Origin of the sequence: Bifidobacterium sp. (genome assembly GCF_022640935.1) — a bacterium.
Classification (GTDB): domain Bacteria; phylum Actinomycetota; class Actinomycetes; order Actinomycetales; family Bifidobacteriaceae; genus Bifidobacterium.
This window is the reverse complement of the sequence record NZ_JALCCV010000033.1, coordinates 1-21,200: the sequence shown is the minus strand read 5'-3', so window position 1 is coordinate 21,200 and position 21,200 is coordinate 1. Positions and strand designations below refer to the sequence as shown.

At 58.7% G+C, this 21,200-nt stretch carries 16 protein-coding genes; 1 reads left to right on the top strand and 15 read right to left on the bottom strand.

The features are described 5' to 3' along the window. Positions 1-131 precede the first annotated feature (131 nt). From LKG04_RS07605 to LKG04_RS07595, 3 genes are all read right to left on the bottom strand, one after another. Positions 132-1,457 carry a hypothetical protein gene (locus LKG04_RS07605; RefSeq protein WP_291762281.1) on the bottom strand — a complete coding sequence of 442 codons (1,326 nt, stop codon included), beginning with the start codon at positions 1,455-1,457 and terminating at the stop codon, positions 132-134. A 31-nt stretch (positions 1,458-1,488) separates the two neighbouring features. Beyond that, positions 1,489-1,920 carry a hypothetical protein gene (locus tag LKG04_RS07600; protein WP_291762284.1) on the bottom strand — a complete coding sequence of 144 codons (432 nt, stop codon included), beginning with the start codon at positions 1,918-1,920 and terminating at the stop codon, positions 1,489-1,491. A 129-nt stretch (positions 1,921-2,049) separates the two neighbouring features. Continuing rightward, positions 2,050-2,946, bottom strand: a complete 897-nt coding sequence (locus LKG04_RS07595; protein ID WP_291762287.1) for an HNH endonuclease — start codon at positions 2,944-2,946, stop codon at positions 2,050-2,052. 813 nt (positions 2,947-3,759) lie between these two features. Here LKG04_RS07595 and LKG04_RS07590 point away from each other — a divergent pair. Further along, positions 3,760-5,544, top strand: coding sequence for a GmrSD restriction endonuclease domain-containing protein (locus LKG04_RS07590; protein ID WP_291762291.1), 1,785 nt, complete (start codon positions 3,760-3,762; stop codon positions 5,542-5,544). Between the two features lie 545 nt (positions 5,545-6,089). Here the strand turns inward: LKG04_RS07590 and pntB are convergent. The 12 genes from pntB to gtfA form a co-directional block, all read right to left on the bottom strand. Beyond that, positions 6,090-7,466: a Re/Si-specific NAD(P)(+) transhydrogenase subunit beta gene (gene pntB, locus LKG04_RS07585; RefSeq protein WP_291762294.1), complete on the bottom strand. Its 1,377-nt coding sequence runs from the start codon at positions 7,464-7,466 to the stop codon at positions 6,090-6,092. Between the two features lie 5 nt (positions 7,467-7,471). Further along, a complete protein-coding gene (locus LKG04_RS07580) occupies positions 7,472-9,061 on the bottom strand; it encodes a Re/Si-specific NAD(P)(+) transhydrogenase subunit alpha (protein WP_291762297.1) in 1,590 nt (529 codons plus the stop codon). 389 nt (positions 9,062-9,450) lie between these two features. Continuing rightward, the gene (locus LKG04_RS07575) at positions 9,451-10,143 is read right to left on the bottom strand and encodes an HAD family hydrolase (protein ID WP_291762300.1); all 693 of its coding nucleotides are present in this window, start codon (positions 10,141-10,143) and stop codon (positions 9,451-9,453) included. A 204-nt stretch (positions 10,144-10,347) separates the two neighbouring features. Beyond that, positions 10,348-10,911 carry a heat shock protein transcriptional repressor HspR gene (locus LKG04_RS07570; protein ID WP_291762303.1) on the bottom strand — a complete coding sequence of 188 codons (564 nt, stop codon included), beginning with the start codon at positions 10,909-10,911 and terminating at the stop codon, positions 10,348-10,350. Between the two features lie 5 nt (positions 10,912-10,916). Further along, positions 10,917-11,912 (bottom strand): DnaJ C-terminal domain-containing protein, encoded by a 996-nt coding sequence (locus tag LKG04_RS07565; protein WP_291762306.1) that lies wholly within the window; start codon positions 11,910-11,912, stop codon positions 10,917-10,919. A 207-nt stretch (positions 11,913-12,119) separates the two neighbouring features. After that, the gene (gene grpE, locus LKG04_RS07560; protein ID WP_291762309.1) at positions 12,120-12,905 is read right to left on the bottom strand and encodes a nucleotide exchange factor GrpE; all 786 of its coding nucleotides are present in this window, start codon (positions 12,903-12,905) and stop codon (positions 12,120-12,122) included. Between the two features lie 2 nt (positions 12,906-12,907). Continuing rightward, positions 12,908-14,806 (bottom strand): molecular chaperone DnaK, encoded by a 1,899-nt coding sequence (gene dnaK / locus LKG04_RS07555; protein WP_291762312.1) that lies wholly within the window; start codon positions 14,804-14,806, stop codon positions 12,908-12,910. A gap of 253 nt (positions 14,807-15,059) precedes the next feature. Next, positions 15,060-15,725 (bottom strand): pyroglutamyl-peptidase I, encoded by a 666-nt coding sequence (locus tag LKG04_RS07550; RefSeq protein ID WP_291762315.1) that lies wholly within the window; start codon positions 15,723-15,725, stop codon positions 15,060-15,062. 150 nt (positions 15,726-15,875) lie between these two features. Further along, complete coding sequence (locus LKG04_RS07545) at positions 15,876-17,633, bottom strand: glycoside hydrolase family 13 protein (RefSeq protein WP_291762318.1); 1,758 nt, start codon at positions 17,631-17,633, stop codon at positions 15,876-15,878. A 153-nt stretch (positions 17,634-17,786) separates the two neighbouring features. Further along, a complete protein-coding gene (locus LKG04_RS07540; RefSeq protein WP_434734864.1) occupies positions 17,787-18,698 on the bottom strand; it encodes a metal ABC transporter solute-binding protein, Zn/Mn family in 912 nt (303 codons plus the stop codon). Positions 18,699-18,953: 255 nt separating this feature from the next. Then, the gene (locus LKG04_RS07535) at positions 18,954-19,214 is read right to left on the bottom strand and encodes a hypothetical protein (protein WP_291762321.1); all 261 of its coding nucleotides are present in this window, start codon (positions 19,212-19,214) and stop codon (positions 18,954-18,956) included. Between the two features lie 231 nt (positions 19,215-19,445). Continuing rightward, the gene (gene gtfA / locus LKG04_RS07530; protein WP_291762324.1) at positions 19,446-21,005 is read right to left on the bottom strand and encodes a sucrose phosphorylase; all 1,560 of its coding nucleotides are present in this window, start codon (positions 21,003-21,005) and stop codon (positions 19,446-19,448) included. Between the last annotated feature and the right edge of the window lie 195 nt (positions 21,006-21,200).

The window sequence follows — 21,200 nt, the reverse complement described above, 5'->3', positions numbered from 1 at the left end:
CCAGGGATCAGGCAACTGCAAGGCGGCGGTGAACAACAACGTGGTATCCATACCCCCAAACTACCCGCCAGCCACCTCCACCCGACCAGCCCACCCACACCAAACAGCGAAAAGCCACTAAATTATCCAGACTATTTATCAGATTTCCCAGCAAACAGACCACCCAGCTTTTTCACTCCGTCGCCAACGGCTCCAGCCACGATTCCGGTACCATGCATGGCGCTATTACCCAACTCGGTCGCCCCTTTGCCAATTCGGTGAGCAGTCTCTCCGCTAATTTTCGCCGCGTCCTGACTCAACCGTCCAGCGCTTTGCCCGAGTTGCTTGGCTCCTTCCCCGAGTTGATTAGCGCTTTCAGATATGAGCTTGCCTGCCGCATCGGACCATCGTGGCGCCATCTCGATCTCGATGCGTTCTGCACGGATGCCAATCGATACGGCGAAACTAGACATACGCTTATTGACCTCATCGAGCGTCTGGAGTGTATGCGTCACTGCGAACGGATGCATTACCTTCTGGTCACGAACTTTCAAAGCCGACTGTTGGATGCTGTCGTTGAGCTGGAAGAGCTTGGCTTCGATGTCGTGCAAACGCATGCGACGCGCCTCGATCACTCCCTGCCGATGCTGTTCGAGCGTTTCCGGGCTCTCGGCCATAACCCGGTCCAGTTCCACAACATAGATTTTGTCTTGGAGCTGCACGGCATTGCCGAGGATGGAGATCCAATCGGTGAGATCCTGTTCCAACTGCGCTGCCAGTCCCTCTGCCTCCCGTGCGTCCTTTGCCGCTGCAAGTTTCTTTGCAAGCCCTTCGATTTTGAGCAGGGCATAGCCTTGTGCACGGGCCAGATCCTGCGGGCATCTGGAGACCTTCGACCATGTCGTTGCGGTCACCACACCGACCTTCTCGCGAATCATCATCGTCTCGTCGATCATATGAGCCACGCCTACCAGATTGGCTATAGCCTGATCCTTCTGATCTTGCAGCAGATCGTCGATCTTCTTGTCGATGGTCTCCAGATAATCGGTGATCTCGTCAACAGCCTGTTCGATGGCCATCTGGGTCATGACACCGGCGAGACCAGTCAACATTTGTGGATTCGCGAACGATGAAGCCTTGGATAAGTCTTCGAAGCTGAGTATGTGTCTGATCTTCCCACCATCGCGCAGCACCCCGGTACCCGTCGAGCCGTATTTGGCAACCTGCTGGGCTGATTCCTTCGTGAGCTTCACCCAACGCCCGCTCTGCGAGGAGAGACCACCAATTGTCTGGAATGCTTCGCCGGCGGTCTGAAGCGCTTGTTTTCTGATCTTCCGTGCCCTTGCGTCAAGGCCTGCGTCTTTGAGCCAGGAATCGACCGCATGATCATCGCCCACGACCACCATGCCTTGCTCGTCTTCGATAATCTGGATGTCATGTACGCCGCCTGGCGTGGTGGCCACATCGCTCGAATTCATCTGGCTCTCCCTGTATCTCTTCTATTGACGGTCAGTTCACTGCGGCAGTGAAGGCGCTGTCGAACAGCTTTTTGGCGCGCATCTCGAGCGCCTTGACCTTTTTGCGGTCTTTCACAGGAGCTTTGCCGAGCAGTTCAACGCCTCGGCGTATCCTGCCTAGCTCGCCGCGCCACTGACCGATAGGCGCGTTGTCGGACAGATCAGCTGACTTTGTTTCGATGAGCTCCTCGACGGCATCGCATTGATAACCGACCACATCCAACGGGTCCTTGTCTTCGGGAAAGTGGATCTTTCTGACCAGATCGACGAATTTATCCGAGAACTTTTGCTCTTTCAGCCATTCCGCTGTGTGACCAAGCATTTCAGGCGTTATGAACTGTGACAGCATCGTAACGACATCGATGAATATGGATAACTTTCCGCCCGCCTTTGCCTGCTTATTGGACTTCTTTGTACTGGCCATAGAAAATCTCCCCTGATCGGCATCCTGATTCCCATTATAGGGGCGGCATCCCCCATTCCTGAGGCGGTTGCTCTCGAATACCCCATCCTTAAATCTACAGACTCTATGACTTCCGACCGGCAGCTCCGATCACGCTCCGATGAACACATGCTCGTTGTGGTATTCGATGAACTCGTGCGAGGGCGGGTTGACGGCGGGGACAGTAATGCGAGCGCCTTCGAAGCGGAACAGCCACTGGTCGTTCGGCGGGTTGTGGGCGACGCTCGGAGAAATGTGAACGCGATAATCGTCGTCGATGGTCAGTAGACCACGGTCAAAGGCCTTGTCGTGAAAAGCATTGAGCAGCAACCCATTAGCCGCGTTCGTTTTCTCGAACCCCGTCGACGCCTTCCATGGCTTGATGTGGCTGGCGATCAGCAGCGGGTCGAGGTGAATGCCGGTCAGACAGCAGGTATCCAGATAATTGCGGACTAAGGTGTTGCGGAAATAGCTTTGGTTCACTCGGGTCATCACCGTAGCCACGCGTTCGGTGCCTTCCGGAGATTTTTCGCCAAGAACGAGCTTGCGCGTCACCGATTCAACGATGGAATCATTCGCCGGAATATCTTCCCCAGCGTCTTCAACTGCGCGCCGCGCATTGTCGGCGTAGATTCCAGTACGAGCCGAAGGCACACCGTCGGCGATCTCGAATCCGGCCAAAGTCTGCAAACATCGAAGGAGAAACACATCGCCTTCCTGCCTGTATCGCTCCCACATCTCAGGCTCGTGCTTACTAGCATGCCGCAGCCCTTTGGTTCCATGGGCCATGGCATTCGGGTCGCAGCTGCGAAGGTTCATGAGCTTCATATACACCGAACCGCCGCTCCGATGCAGCACCCGCGCCAGTCGTAGTATCTCCGGGTTGGCCTTGTCATTACGCTGTCTGTCAGTGAGCAGATAATACAACGCGAAGCCGGCCATCGTCTCGTCATACGACCAGGCCGCGCCCCTGCCGGCACCGCGATGCCCGGCGAACGAACCACCCATAGTGCCCAGGATATATCTGATGGGTGTCAGGTGCTCTCCCGGCAACGCAAAGGTTATGTGGAGGATCCCACAACATCTGTCACACCAGATACGGGCTTCGGCATTGCTGTGCAATAACGGCCATTGGAATCGTAAGGAACGATCATCTGCATGAATGTATAACCCGTCCGGCATCCGATTTTCCTACCCACATGTCCGTGGATTGATTACCTAAGCACAAGGTGAATCGCAAGCAGCACCATGGTGATGCTCACCTGTGGCACCGGCGAACAGAACGAGCCGTGTGAAATAAGTCATGGCTCTGACGCTGTGCACTCACACCGGGCACCTTCCTCTATGCAGAAAAGAGGTTTCTGCCTTCAACGGGCATAGAGCTAGAACCGTTGTAGCAAGCGTTCGGCGAGGATACCCGAAAGAAGCATATAACATCACTTACGTATATGAAGTTCATGCTCATCAGGGGCAATGCCACTAGCACACCGATCCATCGCCGCGCCTTTCTTGGCAACGGCCGAAAACCGCGAGACACTGATTGGTCAGCTGCGAAAACAGATGCATCGCCACAACGTCGGAGTCTCATGTGAAGTATGCCGATACGCTTCACTCTGCTGAGAGCCATGTTGCCTTCCTCAGATCGCAATCAGACGATTACTTCCCCAGACTCAGATGAAGAAGAAATACGGCCTAAATCAATTCCGATAGCTAACATTTCCGGCGGCGACCTGCTTTATACTTAATTCAACGTTTACGTGTACAGCCATACACGATAAGCAGGTTGGGGAATAACAGGTTCTGGAAACGGAGAACAGACTCATGGCATTTGACAGTTATACGATCGGTAATGTTTCAGTGCAGAATCTGTTGTCGTGGATAGATCAAGAACAAGTAGCCATACCAGAATTACAGCGACCATTCGTGTGGAAAAGTACCAAAGTCCGCGATCTCATCGACTCCCTTTATCGGGGTTATCCCATCGGCTTCATTATTACTTATCAGGCGCCCAATGTCACTCTGAAAAACCAGGAAATCTCAACCGGCAAACAGATCATCATCGATGGCCAACAACGAATCACCGCCATAAAGACTGCGGTCAGTGGCGAACCGATTATCGACAAGAATTACCGGGAGCAAACCATTACCATAGCGTTCAACCCGATTGACGAACGTTTTGAAACAGCGACTCCTGCAATTGAGCACGATCCGCGATGGATAAACAGTATCGCGAAAGTGCTGAAGCCAGATTTCAACGCGTTCACATTTGTCGAGAACTTCACAGCGCAGCTGCCGGATGTCGACAAAGGCGTCGTTGCCGGGAATATCCAAAAACTTCATGAAATTCTGACAAGGCAAATTGGCAACTTAGTCATTAATTCCAACGTCTCTTTGGAAACGGTCACACAGATATTCGTGCGCATCAATTCCAAAGGCACTCCTCTCTCCGAGGCGGATTTCGCCATGAGTCAGCTTTCAATTTATGAACTCCACGACGGCACTCAAAACGGCATGAAGCTAAGAAAAGCCATTGATGCCTACAGCGATCTGCGGAAGAATCCAAAAGCTCATATTGATCCTTCGCTGGACGATGACTACCGAAATCATATTCATTGGGCGGAGAATAACTCGACCACGTTTATCTACCGGCCCTCATATACGGACATCATTCGTGTCATCGGGTTAGTCGGTCTTCGAAGGGCACGGCTTCGGGATGTAGTTGCCCTGCTCGAAGGAAGAAATTTCGCCGTCACCAGCTTCAACGCCCCGAACAGTTATGAAGCTAGGATTGCGGACGATTCATTCAACCGTTTTCGGCAAGGTTTTATGGACATCACCAACGAAAACCTCGTTACAAAATTTGAACAGGACATTCTCCGCGGGTCTGGTTTCGACAATTCCAAAATGTTCCGCTCACAGAATCTGCTAGACTACACTTTCGCCATCTATGTTGTTTTACATCGGGACTCCAACGACACACAACGCGTCAACACGATCACCCGTCGGCTCATGGTTCACTCATTGCTGACAGGACGACACGTTGGATCGTTTGAAACCAATTGGGAGCAGGATTTCAGAGCCATCACCGGCGTAGCTGCGGCGGAACAATTGACAAAACGCTTCATCAGCACGAATCTTTCGGAAGGCTTCTGGACAAATTCGCTGCCGGCCGACCTCAGCAAGGTGGCGAATCGAAGCACACCGCTGCTTAACCTCTTCCTTGCGGCCCAAAAGAAGCTGGGTGCTCATTCATTCCTTTCCGACATCCTGGTAAACGATCTGTTGTTGGATGATCTGCATCATATATTTCCGAAGAACTATCTCCGGCAGCATGGGGTGACTCCGAATGAAACCAATGTGATTGCCAACTACATTTTCTTCAACAAAACCACCAATATACAGGTCGCCGACAAGGCTCCCTCAGATTATCTGGCTGATTTTCGAGGACGGTGGCATTCCTCGCTGCAAACATTCGAGCAGAATCTCGAAGACAACGCGATACCCTCTGACGAGAACCTGTGGAGACTTGAAAACTACGGACAGTTCAGAGCTGCACGACGGTCACTGATCTCAGCCGTCATTCGACGGTACTTTGAGGTGCTGTAGGCAGGGCTTTCTTCGGACGCTGAAATCAGACAAGAGAACTTAAGTCAGCGTGCGGCTCCGAATTCTCCTGGCGCAGGCCAAGTTCCGGTTTGCACGGCTGAGGCTGTCGATCGTCAATAAACCCGATCCCCCGTGTAACACCATCCCTGCTGCACATCCGACGCTAATATGCGGCACACATCATGCATATACAGGGTCGAACATCATCATTTCTGCCCATTGCAACGATGGTTCCTGCCGCGATGCGTCAAAGACGCATCATCAAGGCAGGAACCATTCTTCACCATACGCATAGGCCTCCGAACCACCCTTTTTGCACGCTGCAACATAAAGATGCCATCCGAAAGCCGGCAAAACCTCCATAATGCCGTCCGACACGCACCTGGATCGATCAGCACGCAAACGCTGGATTGGAAGGTACATCCTCTAATCCAGCGTCTACGCGGTGAAGACGGATACCATCCGCTCGAATAATGCAGCCGAGCCGCAACAAGGCCGCAGCCCGATATTCGAGCCGATACCGCCTCCGCACCGCGCACCGCGCCTCACAGCGCCGCAAGCACCGCCTCCACGCTGGCCTTGGCGTCGCCGAAGAGCATCGAGGTGTTGTCGCGGAAGAACAGCGGGTTCTGCACACCGGCGTAGCCGGTCGCCATCGAGCGCTTGAGGACGACGACGTGCTTCGCCTTCCATACTTCGAGCACCGGCATGCCCGCGATCGGGGAATTGGGGTCTTCGGCGGCCGAGGGGTTGACGGTGTCATTGGCGCCGATGACGAGCACCACGTCGGTGTTGGGGAAGTCGCCGTTGATCTCATCCATTTCCAGGACGATGTCATATGGCACTTTCGCCTCGGCAAGCAGCACGTTCATATGCCCCGGCAGGCGGCCCGCCACCGGGTGGACGGCGAAACGCACTTCGATGCCTTGCGCACGCAAGCGCTCGACGAGCGTGGCCACTGCGGTCTGCGCCTTGGCCACAGCCATGCCGTAGCCCGGTGCAATGATGACCGAATGAGCCTCCTTGAGCTCTTCGGCCACATCTGCGGCCTGCACTTCATGGTATTCGCCTTCGACTTTCGCCGCTGCCGCCTTGGGAGCGTCGCCGAATCCGCCGAAGATGACGGCCATGAACTTGCGGTTCATCGCCCTGCACATCAAATAGGACAAGATCGCACCGGAGGAGCCGACGAGTGAACCGGTGATGATGAGCAGATTGTTGTCGAGCATGAAGCCTGCAGCCGCTGCCGCCCAGCCGGAGTAGGAGTTCAGCATCGAGATGACGACTGGCATGTCGCCGCCGCCGATCGAGGCCACCAGATGCAGACCGAGCAAAAGGGCCAGCGCCGTCATCAGCGCCAAGGCCCAGAGCGAGTCGGTCATGAGGAACCATGCAAGCATGACGAGCATGACGATCAGCAGCGCCACGTTGATGGCGTTGCGCCCAGGCAGAGCCAATGGCTTGGACTTGATGCGCCCAGCCAGCTTAAGATACGCAATGACCGATCCCGTGAAGGTCACCGCCCCGATCAGCACGCCCAGGTAGATTTCAGCCAAGTGCGCGGCATCGTGCTCCGTGATGAAGGAATTGTAGCCGATGAGCACGGCAGCGGCGCCGACGAAGCTGTGCAGCATGGCGATCAGCTCCGGCATCTGTGTCATTTCGACGGTGCGGGCGCGCCATGTGCCGATGGCCGCGCCGACGATGAATACGAGCGCGATCAGCAGCGCGGTCACCCACACGGGCCGCGCCGAATCGACGAGCGCCAGAACGATGGTCGCGATGATTGCCACGGCCATGCCGATCATGCCGAGGATATTGCCGCGTCGGGCGGTCTCCTGCCTGGAAAGTCCGGCCAGCGAAAGAATGAACAGCACAGCTGCGACGAGATACGCGGCCTGCGAAGCGATAGTGATGCTCATGGCGCTCACGCGTCCTTCCTGAACATGCTAAGCATGCGATAGGTGACGAGGAATCCGCCGAAGACGTTAATCGACGCGATGGCGGCGGACAGCACGGCCAGCGTGGTCACGACCGGGTTCTCGGAGCCGATCTGCAACAGCGAGCCGACGAGGATAATGCCTGAAATCGCATTCGTCTGCGACATCAACGGCGTATGCAGCGAATGGCTGACGTTGGAGACCACATAGTAGCCCACGAACACGGCCAGCACGAAGATCGAGAAGGTCGCGAGGAACGCCGCATCGGTGAACGCGAGCGCCACGGCGAGGATGATGCCGGAGACTGCCATAAGCGCTGTGTTGCGCTTGCGTTTGGCGGCCTGTTCGACTTTCTGCGCAGCGGCTTTGCGCTGCGCCTCCTCTTTGAGCTCTTCAGGGCTGAGGGCCGTTGCCGCCGCCGCATTGTCCGCTGCGGTCGGTGCGGGGGCCGCAGACACGGCTACGGCCGGCGGCGGCCAGAGAATCTGGTGTTCGTTGGTCACTGTCATGCCGCGCTGCACCGGATCGTCAAGATCGAGCGCCGGCTTGCCATCTTTGGCCGGGGTGAGCAGCTTCATGAGATTGACGACATTAGTGCCGAAAAGCTGTGAGGTGTGCCGCGGCATGCGACTGGCAAGATCGGTGTAGCCGATGATGGTCACGCCGTTGTCGCTGACGGTTCTGCTGCCCGGCACGGTCAGCTCGCAGTTGCCGCCGCCGGTGGCCGCCACATCGACGATCACCGAGCCGGAACGCATCCCGGCCACGGCCTCCTTGGTGATCGTCCGCACGGCCGAGCCGCGTACAAGAGCTGTTGTGATGATGATATCGGCCTTCGCGGCTTCCTCGGCGTAGAGCGCCAGCGTCGCCCGCTCCTGCTCTTCGCTCAGAGCGCTGGCATACCCGGTGCTCGACCGTTCTTGTTGGGCGGCTTTCGCCTGCACGAAGGTCGCGCCGAGCGATTCGATCTGCTCACCGGCCTCCGGGCGCACATCGAAAGCGCGCACTTCGGCTCCCAGCGACACGGCCGCGCCGATCGCGGCGAGGCCAGCCACGCCGCCGCCGATCACGAAGACCTTGGCCGGCTGGGTTTTTCCTGCTGCGGTGACCTGCCCGGTGAACATGCCGCCGAATTCCTCGGCCGCCTCAATCACCGCACGGTAGCCGGAGACATTCGACATGGTTGAAAGCACGTCAATCGATTGCGCGCGGGAGATGCGCGGAACCGCGTCCAGCGCGAGCGCGGTCACGCCGCGTTTGGCGAGTGCATCCAGCAGCTCCTTGTTGGTATGCGGCGCCAAGCGGGAAACCAGCATGGCTGTGTCGCTGAGCTGAGCGACCTGCTGCTCGCTCGGCGCATTCACCGTGGTCACGATATCCGAGCCCCATGCCGTGGCGGCATCAACGATGGACGCCCCGGCGTCGCTGTATGCCACATCGCTATATGACGCTTCAATCCCTGCGCTGCGCTCGACCGCGACCTCATAGCCTAGCGCGCGCAGCTGCGTGACGGTTTTGGGCGTGGCAGCCACCAGTCGCTCGCCTGCGAGCGTTTCTTTCGGTATTCCTATAATCATCGCCTTTGACTCCTTCCGGTTACGGTTCCGTGCAGCATGTTGCAGTTTATTGCGGCTTGCGACCTGCGGCCTGTTTGGCCTTGTTCAACGCATCCCAGCCTGCGAGGCCGTTAGCCACAATCAGGTCCCGCCGGCCAGCTGCGTGCCATCGACTGAAATCCGTCACCGGGTATCCGTCACGTCCGCCGCATAGCATCTGCCAAACAGTGCGCGAATCAGGCACCGTTTCGCCGTATAGCACCCGCCATAACTGCTTCACAGTATAGTTGCAGTTTTCGTGCAGTGATAATGATTCGCGCGTTCCTACACGGCCGGACTCGCCCGCATAAGAACCTGGCACACGCGCACGCCTATAGCCATTCGGCCAGGGAGCCCTGCCTCCCGTGGCCTCAGCCTTCGAGTTTGCGCAGCCGCAGGCGCACGTAATGCTCCAGCTCGTCCACGCCAAGTCCTGCATACCCACTGATCGAAGCGAATTGCGGGCCGTCCGAAACATCTGTACCGTTGAAGCCGGTCTGCGCGATGGTGGTCGCCCCGGAAGCCGCCGCCGACATGAGCCCGGAAATGGAGTCCTCGATCGCGATGCATGTCGGCATATTCCGCGGTTCGGCGCCGACAACGCGTCCGGCGGCCAAGTAGGGGGCCGGATCCGGTTTCTTCGGCAGATCGTCCGATCCGCATACGAAACCCGCGAATGCGCCTTGCGGCGCCTGATCAACCAGATTCTGCGCCATCTTCCGTGGCGATGCGGTCACCAGCACCGAAGGGATTCCCTCTTTGGCCAGTTGCCTGAGCACGTCCTCGGCGCCCTCGACCCACGGCATGCGCTCCATTTCGCGCTGGTACACATATTCGACCAAGGCGTTCGCGATCTCATCCACTGTGAGCTGCGTGCCCATGTCGATCATGTGCTGTGCGGCCGAAGTCACCGGCTTGCCCGAATCGCTCCATGCGAGCTCCTCATTCCACTGCCCGCCATGGGCAAGCGCGATCTGCGTCTCGGCCTCATGCCAAATCGGCTCCGAGTCGATTAGCGTGCCGTCCAGATCCCATAGGACTGCTTTGAGGAGCATCGTCGTCATATCTATCGGTCCTGCCTTTCCGCAGTATTCATGCTGCATTGTTTCATCATATGGGGCTGTAGCTGTCTCTCAGCGCCTATCCGCGTCTGTTAACATCCACGAGCACACGCTAACGCCTTTGGCAACTCACGCGGATGCGGGCTGCACCAAGTCGCCAAGCCCTCCAATACCAACAAAGCAGGCCGACAAAACATATCCGCGCAATCAGTCGAGATATTCGCTCCACAGCACCACGGACTTCTCGTCCTCCGGGTGTTGCTGCGCATCGTGGCCGGAGGTCAGCTCGCGGCGGCGCACCTGGATCTCCTGGCGCCACAGGCGGGCCTGGTTCGACCGCTGCACCTCGATGATGCCGCCGTCCGCATCGGCCGCGAAAATGCTCGAACCGTTAGGCCGGCCCAGCCGCCTGACCTCGCGGCGCAGCTGGCGGTTCTCCTCCTGTAGCTCGAGAATCCGGGCAATGCCCGCAAGATTGACGTTTTCGTCCTGGCTCAAGTGCTGCGCCTGCACCAGCCGGTCGATGTCGCGCAGCGAATACCGCCGCGCCCCGCCGCCGGTCCGCTGCGGCTCGATGAGCCCCAGCCGGTCATACTGCCGTAAGGTCTGCGGGTGGATATTCGCCAAATCGGCGGTGCGGCCAACACTGAAAATCGGCAGATCGATGTCAAAGCCGACTTCATCGGCCCCGTCGAGATTCGCGCGGGACTCGACCAGCGCGAGCGCGCACATCTCATAGAGCGCCCGCACATCACGATCCAACCGTGCCATGGCGATCAGCGCTCCTGCGCCAGTTCATCAAGGAAATCGCCAGACTCCTCGTCGAACTCCTTGGCCTTGCGCTTGAGCGCCATGCCAGGCTTGGACGGCACGCGGATCTCGACACGACCCACCAAATCGCCGCCGCGCCCGGGCACGCCCTTGCCGGAGACGCGAACCTCGCTGCCGCTGGACGAACCGGCAGGAACCTTGAACGTCACGGTCTCGCCGTCGATATCCCTGGCTTCGACCTTCGCGCCGGCGACCGCCTGCCCGACAGTGACCGGCAGCGCCATGACGATATCGTGCCCGCGCAGCGAGAACTTCGGATCCTCCCTGACCGTGAGCTCCAGGAACATATCGCCGTTCCTGCCGCCGTTGGTGCCAGGCTTGCCTTTGCCTGCGAGCCGGATCTTCTGCCCGTTCTTGACACCGGCAGGCACGTGGGTCTTGAATTTGCGCCCATCCACGCTCAGCGACACCGTCGCGCCCTTGACCGCCTGGCGGAATGTCAGCGTGATCTTCGAGTTGCGGTCCTCGCCCCGCTGCGGGCGTTGCGGCTCGCGATACGCAGTGCGGCCCCGCGACCCCTGACCTGGCATGCCGCCGCCGAACATGGAGAAGATGTCATCCATGCCGGGCTGGCCGCCGCCAGACGTCGAGAAGCGAATCCGCGAGCCATCGCCCGCGCCATCGCCAAACATCGAACCGAAAACATCAGAGAATCCGGCACCATCGAAACCACCTTGGCCCGACCCGCCTGCAAAGCGCGCGCCGCCCATGCCGAACTGCCTGATCGCATCGTACTTCTGGCGCTGCTCCTTGTTATTGAGCACGTCATAGGCCTCGGAGATGTCTTTGAATTTCTCCTCCGCCTCCTTGGACTTATTCAGATCGGGATGATACTTGCGCGCCAGTTTGCGGTACGCTTTGGTGACGTCGGCTGCGCTGGCGTCTTTGGAGACACCGAGGACCTTGTAGAAGTCCTTGTTCAGCCATTCGTTCTCAGCCACGATGTGCCTCCTTTCCTAGGCTCCATATTCAAATGTTTGTTATTCGTTTCGATTGCGACTGTTATAGGATCTGCCGTGTGGGGCGGAATATACATTGCCAGACATGCTGAGCCGTTGAACAGAAAGCCCACAGGGCTGTCCACTCAACGGCTCAGCATGTCGAACAACACATCCCTCTTTCCCAATTCCGACAACACTAACTGGCAGCTAGTTCTTGGGAGAGGCGACTACTACTCGGGCGGCTCGGATTACTCGGTCGCCGATGCGGTATCCGGCCTCTACTACGGTGTCGACCGTTTCTGCGGTGACATTTTCGTCGGGCTTGTGCAGGATCGCCTCGTGCTTGGTCGGGTCGAAGGGCTCTCCGGCCTCGCCGAACTTTTCGACGCCAAAGCGTCCGAAGGCCTTGTCGATCTTCGTGGCGACCGCGTTGAAGGAGTCGTCGATGTCGCTGTGCGCCTTGATGCGGTCGATGTCGTCGAGCGCGGGAAGAAGCGCGGTGAGCACGTCGATGATGCCGTGTTCGCGGAAGCGGTCCTGCTCTTTCTTCGAGCGGTTGCGGAAATTGACGAATTCGGCTCGTTCGCGTTGCAGTGCGTCGAGGTATTCCGCGGCTTCCTGCTTCGCCTTTCCAAGCGGAGTCAGTGAATCCTGTGAATCGGAGCCCTTGGCGTCAGCGTTGTCTTTGGCATCGCTTGGCTGATCGCCTTCAGCGGTCTGCCCGTTGTCGGCTGTATCAGCATTATTGCCACCGCCATCGGCATCACTGCCCGCGCCCGCGTCATCACCGCCTGCGCCGCTGCCGGCCTGCTGACCTTCAGCGTCGCTGTCTGCGGTGTTGTGAGCCTGACCGGTCTGTTCATTCGATGTGGCACTCGGCGCCTGCCCGTCCCCCTTCGCTGCGGGGTCCGTCGCCGATCCGGCCGCATTGTCTGCGGCCTGATCGGCATCCGGCAGATCGTTGAGGTAATCGTCCCTGTTGAATTCGGACATGATTACTTATTGTCCTTGTCATCATCGTCCACGACTTCGGCGTCCACCACGTCGTCGTCAGCCGGGGAGGCGGAGCTTGCGCCCGCACCCGCCTCGCCTGCGGCGGCGCCCGCGGCGCCTGCAGCTCCTGCAGCATCAGCAGCGCCCTGCTGCGCGTAGAGCGCCTGGCCGATCTTCTGCGCCGAGGTCATCAGCTCGCTCTGGGCGGACTTGATCTTCTCGATGTCGTCGCCCTTGAGCGCTTCCTTCAGCTCGTTGACCTTGTCGGTGACTTCCTTGGCCACGTCGTCGGAAAGCTTGGCCTTGTTGTCATTGACGAGCTTCTCGGTCTGGTAGGCGAAGGATTCCGCCTGATTGCGGGTCTCGGCGTCTTCCTTGCGCTGCTTGTCTTCGGCCTCGTGGGCTTCGGCTTCTTTGACCATCTTGTCGATTTCGTCCTTGGGCAGGCCGGAACCGCCGGTGATGGTCATCGACTGCTCCTTGCCGGTGCCCTTGTCCTTGGCTCCGACGTGTACGATGCCGTTGGCGTCGATGTCGAAGGTGACCTCGACCTGCGGGACGCCACGCGGTGCCGGCGCGATGCCGGTCAGCTCGAAGGTGCCCAGCGGCTTGTTGTCGCGCGCGAACTCGCGCTCGCCCTGGTAGACCTGGATGAGCACGGAAGGCTGGTTGTCTTCAGCGGTCGAGAAGACCTCGGAGCGCTTGGTCGGGATCGCGGTGTTGCGGTCGATGAGCTTGGTCATGATGCCGCCCTTGGTCTCGATGCCCAGCGAAAGCGGGGTCACGTCGATGAGCAGCACGTCCTTGCGGTCTCCCTTGATGACGCCCGACTGCACGGCAGCGCCGACAGCCACGACCTCATCCGGGTTCACCGACTGGTTCGCTTCCTTGCCGCCGGTGAGCTCCTTGACCAGGTCTTTGACAGCGGGCATGCGGGTCGAGCCGCCGACGAGCACCACGTGGTCGATGTCGCTCACGGAGATGTTCGCATCCTGCAGCACGTTGTTGAACGGCGTGCGGCAGCGGCCGAGCAGGTCGGAGGTCATCTCTTCGAAGTGGGCACGGGTGAGCGTCTCGTCGAGATGCACCGGCGTGCCGTCAGGGGTCATGGCCAGGTACTGCATGGAGATGGAGGTCGAAGTGGAGCTTGAAAGTTCCTTCTTCGCCTGTTCCGCGGCTTCCTTGAGCCGCTGCAGCGCGATCTTGTCCTTGGCCAGGTCGACGCCGTACTTGTTCTTCACCTCGCCCACGAGCCAGTCGATGATCTTCTGATCCCAATCATCGCCGCCCAAGCGGTTGTCGCCGTTGGTGGCCTGTACCTGAATGGTGGAGAAGCCGTCCTCGTCCTTGCCGATTTCCAGCAGGGACACATCGAAGGTGCCGCCGCCGAGATCGAAGACGAGAATGCGCTCATCCTCCTTGCCCTTTTCCAAGCCGTATGCGAGCGCTGCCGCGGTCGGCTCGTTGATGATGCGCAGCACGTTCAGGCCTGCGATCTTACCGGCGTCCTTGGTCGCCTGGCGCTGCGCGTCATTGAAATACGCGGGGCAAGTGATGACCGCATCGGTCACAGGCTCGCCCAAGTACGCCTCAGCGTCCCTCTTGAGCTTCATGAGCACCTGCGCCGAAATCTCCTGCGGGGTCCACTTCTTGCCGTCAATGTCGACGGTCCAATCGGTGCCCATGTGGCGCTTCACCGAGCTGATCGTGCGATCAACGTTGGTGACGGCCTGGCGCTTGGCCACCTCGCCGACGAGGATCTCACCGGACTTGCTGAATGCCACGACGGACGGCGTGGTTCGCGCGCCCTCCGCGTTCACGATGACGGTAGGTTCGCCGCCCTCCAGCGTTGCGATGCAGGAATTGGTGGTACCCAGATCGATGCCTACTGCACGTCCCATAACGTTTGTCTCCTTGTTCGTTCGTTATCAGTTGTCACTGACGTTGTCTGCTCAAGCCCGCCGAGTCTTTACGGTCGCGATATATTCGCCGGCCGTTGACCCCACGTCGTGAGGTCTCCCTCACTGGCTTACAAACTTGAGCCTACATCACTCAACTTTATGAAGTCAACTTATATTCCCACTTACTTCAAAAAAACTTGAGTTTTGCATTGTCAAGTTCTGAAAATGTGGTTCACGACTCCCAACCCGATTCTTACGCCAGTTTCTCGCCCAGCACACCGATAACGATTTTGATCGCCGCGTTCAGGTCACTTTGCGCCCAGCTGGGCAGCGGCGCCCCGGGCGAGGAGGAGGAAGCGGCCGAAACGGCGAGCTCGTGGGAGGCGGGGACATGCACGAAACCGGCCGGGACCTGCACGCGGGTTTTGCGAATGTGGTTAAGCATGGCGTACATGACGTGGTTGCACAGGTATGTCCCTGCGGAATTGGAAATAAACGCCGGGTAGCCATGATCTTTGAGCGCCTGCACCATGCGCTCGATCGGCAGCGTCGAGAAATAGCCGTCCGCCCCGGTCGGGTCGATCGGCGAGCCGTGCGGCGCACACCCGGCGTTATCAGGCGCGGAATCGTCACAGTTGACGGCGATGCGCTCCGCGGAAATACCTGGTCTGCCAGCGGCCAGCCCCAGCATGAGAACGATGTCTGGCTGCACGCACTGGTATGCCTCAAGCAGCCGCTCGAATCCGTGCTGAAAATCGACGGGCAGAATCGCGCCGGTTATTGTGATTCCGTCAACACCGCCAATCTGGTCCCCGTCCAACGCCGAGACGATAGCCTCGGTCGGGTTGATGCCATTACCAAGAAACGGCTCAAAGCCTGAAAGCAGTAGCTTGCTCGTAATCCGATACCGTCCTGTCATTGCATCGCCAATTCATATACATGGGCATCGAGTATGCGATTCCGCCACATCGGATGCGTAAGAAATTGTACATTGCATGTACAAAAGGCAAATCAGGCAGCCGCAGTCACAACGGCGTTACACGAAATGTCCCGCATCACGTAACGCGCCTCACACTTCGAGCAGCACCCACACGCTTGCATCCTGCGGCAGCTTGCCGGTGGGGACCGGAGCCGAGGCCAACACGATTTCGCCGCGGGGGATGTCGACGTCTTCGGCGCCGAAATTCGTCATGCTCACGAAACGGCGCCCGTCGGCGCTCGGCCGCGAGTAGGCGATCACATCGTCACCGGAATCCAGCATCTGGCACGACGTGTCGCCGGTCGCAGTCAGCAGCGAAGCACGGGCTTTGAGCACCTCGGTGTACAAGCTGAGCATTGAATCTGGATTACGGGATTCCACGTCGACCGCATAATCCTTGAACCACAAGGGCTGCGGAAGGTGCGGCTCCGCCGGAGCCCCACCGTCGTCCAGAGTCGACGGAGAGAAGCCGAATGAACGTTTCGCGCCAAAATTCGTGTTCCACGATGCCGGCTCCGGTGCATCAGCGGAATTCCACGGCAACGGCACCCGGCAGCCGTCACGGCCCTTATCGGTGAAGTTCCGGCGGGTGAAGAACGGCGTGGGATCTTCGAGCTTGTTCCAAGGAATATCGGGGACTTCGAACAGACCCAGCTCCTCGCCTTGATATACATAAAGCGAGCCAGGAAGACCGGCCTCCATGAGCATCGCCGCCCGGGCGCGGCGCGTGCCCAGTTCGCGATCTTCGATATAGCTTCCGCCGTCGCGCGTGATCCAATCATGCGCGAGCTGGTGGTAGGCGCTTGCCTTGACCTGCGGCAGACCATAGCGCGACGGGCTACGCGGCACATCGTGATTGTTCATTACCCAAGTCGTGGTGGAGCCGTTCGTCTGTTCGGCGGAATTGAGGCCATCGACGATGGCCTCGCGGAAATCTGCAACCGTCCAGTTCGCCTTGGCGAATTCGAAGTTAAACACCTGGCCGAGTTCATCAGGCGACGCATACAGGTGCTGATGCTCAGGAACGACCCAAGCCTCGCCGACGGCAAAACGCGGCGGATCGTATTCATTGAACACTTTGCGCCACTCACGGTAGATATCGTGCACTTCCGCACGATCCCACAACGGGTGCCTGCCGTCATGGCTGAGCACGCTGTGCACCGGATAGCGTTTCCCGAGCTCCTTCAACGGGGCGCTTGTCAAGTCCTTGGCCAAGCCGTGGGCCACGTCAATGCGGAAGCCATCGGTGCCGTGATCGCTCCAGAAGCGCAGGGTCTTCTTGAATTCCTCGTGCACATCGGGGTGCCGCCAGTTGAGATCCGGCTGCTCCTTAGCGAAAATGTGCAGATACCATTGTCCATCCTCGACCCGCTCCCAAGCTGAGCCACCGAACAAGGACACCCAGTCGTTCGGCGGCAATTCGCCGTGCTCGCCCAAGCCTTCACGGAAGATGTAACGATCACGCGCCGCAGATCCTCGACCGGCTTTGAGCGCCTCTTGAAAAAGCACATGCTTGTCGGCCGTATGGTTCGGCACGATATCGACCATGATCTTCATGCCAGCCACATGCGCGGCGGCGGCCATGGCGTCGAAATCGTCCATAGTGCCCAAGCGCGGATCGACATTGCGGTAGTCGATGACGTCGTAGCCGCCGTCGGCCAGATCGGAGGGGTAGAAGGGCGAAAGCCACAGGGCGTCGACGCCGAGGCCCTGAAGATAATCGATTTTCGAGGTAACGCCAGGAATGTCGCCCAAGCCGTCGCCGTTATCGTCTTTGAAACTGCGCGGATAAATCTGGTAGACGACCGCCTGCTTCCACCAGTCGTCACGCTCGTTGTTGCGTGTCATGCTGCCCTCCCGGCACTTCGTGGTTGTGCTTTTGCCTTATGCTATCGAAGGGTCACGCCTATTACGGGGGCAAAACGCGCGAGGCCCGGACGCGTCCTGCCTGTGTGGCAAGTGCGCGTGACCGGGCCTGTGTCGTTATCGGTTAGCTTTGCGTCAGACCGCCGCGTCGAATTTGTCGACCAAGGCGCCCATCCAGTCGAGCAGATTGTCGTATTCCTTCGGCATCTGTTCGGTGAGCTCGATGATCGGGACGTTGCCCGACTTCGCCGCGGATACGAGCTGATCGGTGGTCGCGTCTGCTTCCTGCGTGTTGAAGACGAGCAGCTTGATGCTGCCGTCGCCCAGCGCATTCTGGAAGTCCTTGATGTCGGCCGGAGTCGGCTCGCTTTCATTGGCCGAGGCCTGCGCGTAGCCCTTCGGCGTGTCGTCGGTCATCTGCAGATCGCCGGCAAGATACCAGGCCACCGACTCCGTCGCCGCATAGGGCAGGCCTTTGGTCGTCTTGGCCGCGGCCGCGATCTTGTCTTCGAGCCGCTGCTCGCCTTGCTGCCATGTGGAATTCAGCGTCGCGTATTCATCCCTGTTCTTGGCATCGGCGGCCTGATAGGCCTTGGTGATCGCGTCTGCAGTCGCCCTGCGCACGGCGGCGGAGAACCACACGTGCGGGTTATCGCCTTCCTTAACGCCTCCGGCCTCGGCCGCGTTCACGACCGTGGCGCCAGCGGACTCGGCGGCCTTGAGCGCCCAAGGATCGTAATCGGCGCCGTTCACCACGATGACCTCCGCTTTGGAGATCTTTGCGACATCGCTCGTGGTCGGTTCGTAATCGTGCGCTTCGACGTTCGTGTTGCTCATAATGCTGCTCACGTCGACGTGCGAGCCTCCCAGATCCTTGGCCACCGAGGCCCACTGGTTGATGCTGGCCACCACGCTGATCGTGCCGCCGTCCTTCGGCGCGTCGCTGCCGGACGCGTTGTCGCTGCCGCCGCACGCGGCCACAGTCAGCGCCATTGCTCCGGTCGCCGCAGCCGCCATAATGCGGGCGGGTAAGGAGTGCCTCCTCATCGCATTGTGATTATGTGTCATGAAATCACCTTCGTTTCTCTGTTTTCTCTTGTTTGCTGTGTCTCTTGTCGGCTTCTCTGTTAGCCTGTTGCGCCGCATTCGCCAGCCGCCGCAGGGCCCTTGCAGATTCCCTGAGAGCCCCGCACCGTTCTGAATCGCACATTGCCACTATAGATGAATAGCGAGACTCATTATCACTTCAGATGGCGAGGATGTTCTGCCGCGCGGAGTTTGGCAGGGATTCGACGCCTTCAATTACACATTCGGATAGCTTCGCACGGGCTCCGCCTTTCGCCCATTCGAAAACCCCAACCTACTATTTCGAGAATCGATAAGTCCGTGCGCGCCGGCGACGAGATCCACCGCCTGAGTCACGTCGAAGTCCACCGCCGCAGACAGCAGCAGACAAGCCTGATGCTCCGGCACTTCGAACCAATGGGAAATGATTTCAATCGTGTTGCGCACGCCTTCACGCAGCGTTACCGTTACGTTGACATTCTCATCCGTGCCCATCATGATGATCCATCCATGCGCGTAGACGAAGGGCTTTTGTTATTGCCGAACAGCTCACGTCGCTTGGCCGCCGGCACCACATCGACATGCAGCTGCGCCTAGGGCACGCGCCTGTCCAACCGGGAAACGCTTACGGCAAGTATGCCACCTGGATGAGCGGCGGGCACCTCGATAGGGCCGTTGCGGGCTTGTGCTGACTATGGAGAACCAGGCTACTGGATATTGCCGCGGATGCTAGATCTGCTGGGTTGCTGCAGGTTGTACAGCAGCGTCGTCGATCCAGGTCGGCGGTTCGGCGATCAGATCGTCGCTGCGGTGCTCGCCGTCAGCATCCGTCCAAGTCAACGAGACAACCGAAGCAGTGTTGTCGGCTCCCAGGCCGCGACCTGGTTCGAAGCTGAGCGAAGCCTTGCTCGCTCCGTCTGGGGCAATCCAGTTGAAGGTGATCAAACGATCGCCGTCGACGCTGTAACTGAAACCGCCATTGAAAGCGTCGAGGGTATTGCGCAGACGGCACAGCGCGTTCAGCGAGCGCACCACAGGGCGTTCGAGGTTCTTGTCGATTTCGGCGACCGAATAGTAGTGCCGGTTGATATCACGGCCGTTGTTGGTTTTGGCGAGCAGTTCCATGTCATTTGCGCCAGCCAAAGCCCCGACGTAGTAGATCTGTGGGACGCCAGGCAGGAAGAACTGCACGGCCCGCGCGGCGATGTAATGCTGGTCGTTGCATCCGAGTGCCGAATAATACGTGGAATTGATCTGATAGAGATCGAGGTTGCTTGCGGCCGCGCCCGTGGCGGCCGCCGACTCGCCATGGGTGTTTGCATGAATCGTGTTGACCAAGCTGTCCACGGCCTCGTCCGAAATCAAACCTTTGAGGCTGCGGTCGAGCTGATCCGAGCCGATATCGATCACGCCAATGCCGTCGTGCGTGTCGAGCACATTGACCGCGTTATTCGGACGGACTTTGATCCAGTGCGCCAAAGCGCCCGTTTCCCCGGTGAACAGCGTGTGCAACAGCAGCGGCGGCAGCGCGAAATCATAGACCCGGTCGACCTTGGAGGCGATGCCGATCTGCTTCTTGTAATACGAATGGACTTCGATGAGGGTCTCCAAGTCACGCCGAGCCGCCTCGGCCTTGATCCTGCCGATCAAGTCGAAGGTCTTCGGCGTCATGAAGCAGCTTGTACCGGCTTCCTTGGCACCGTATCCCACGGCGTCAAGGCGAATGTCATGCACATGGCTTGCCGCCAAACGGTCGAGAATCGAAATCAGATATTCCCAACCTTCCGTTGAATCAGTGTCGATGTCGACCTGCTGCGGCGTGAACGTCGTCCACACCAAGCGCGTGACGCCGCCCCAGTCGTAATGGGTGAACGGCAGGCCCGGACGCGGACGATAAATGCCGGCGAGCTCCTCCTCGTTGGCTCCATCGGGGAAGACGCTCGACATGGTCAGGAACATCGCGGCATAAGGGCTGTCTTCGCCTTTAGCCATCACATCCTGGAACTGGCGCGACTGCCAAGACATATGGTTGACGATGGTGTCCACCATGATCTCATGGGTGCGGCTCAGGTCGGTCACATCATCCCACGAGCCGAGCCTCGAATCGACCTGCGTGTGGTCGATCGGGTCGAATCCTGTGTCCGCTCCATCGAAAGGTGTGAAGAAGGGCAGGATATGAACGCCTTCGTACACCCCTTCGAAGCGCGTGCGCAGCATATCCGTCATCGAGGCGATTGTCCCACTGCCGAAGCGGTCGGCGTACGTGATGAGCTGAACTGCGTTCCTCATTGAATTTCCAATCTGATGCACCGTACTATGTGGCCTGTTTCGATGCCATCATCCGTATCGAACCGGTTTTATACCATCGAATGTAAAATAGCAGCAAGACATATGACACAATGAATGGTCCTCCCGCGAGGAAGACGGCGTAATGTGCGCGGCGCAAGTCGGCCGATAGCGGTTTTCGATAGCGGAATTCCGCGG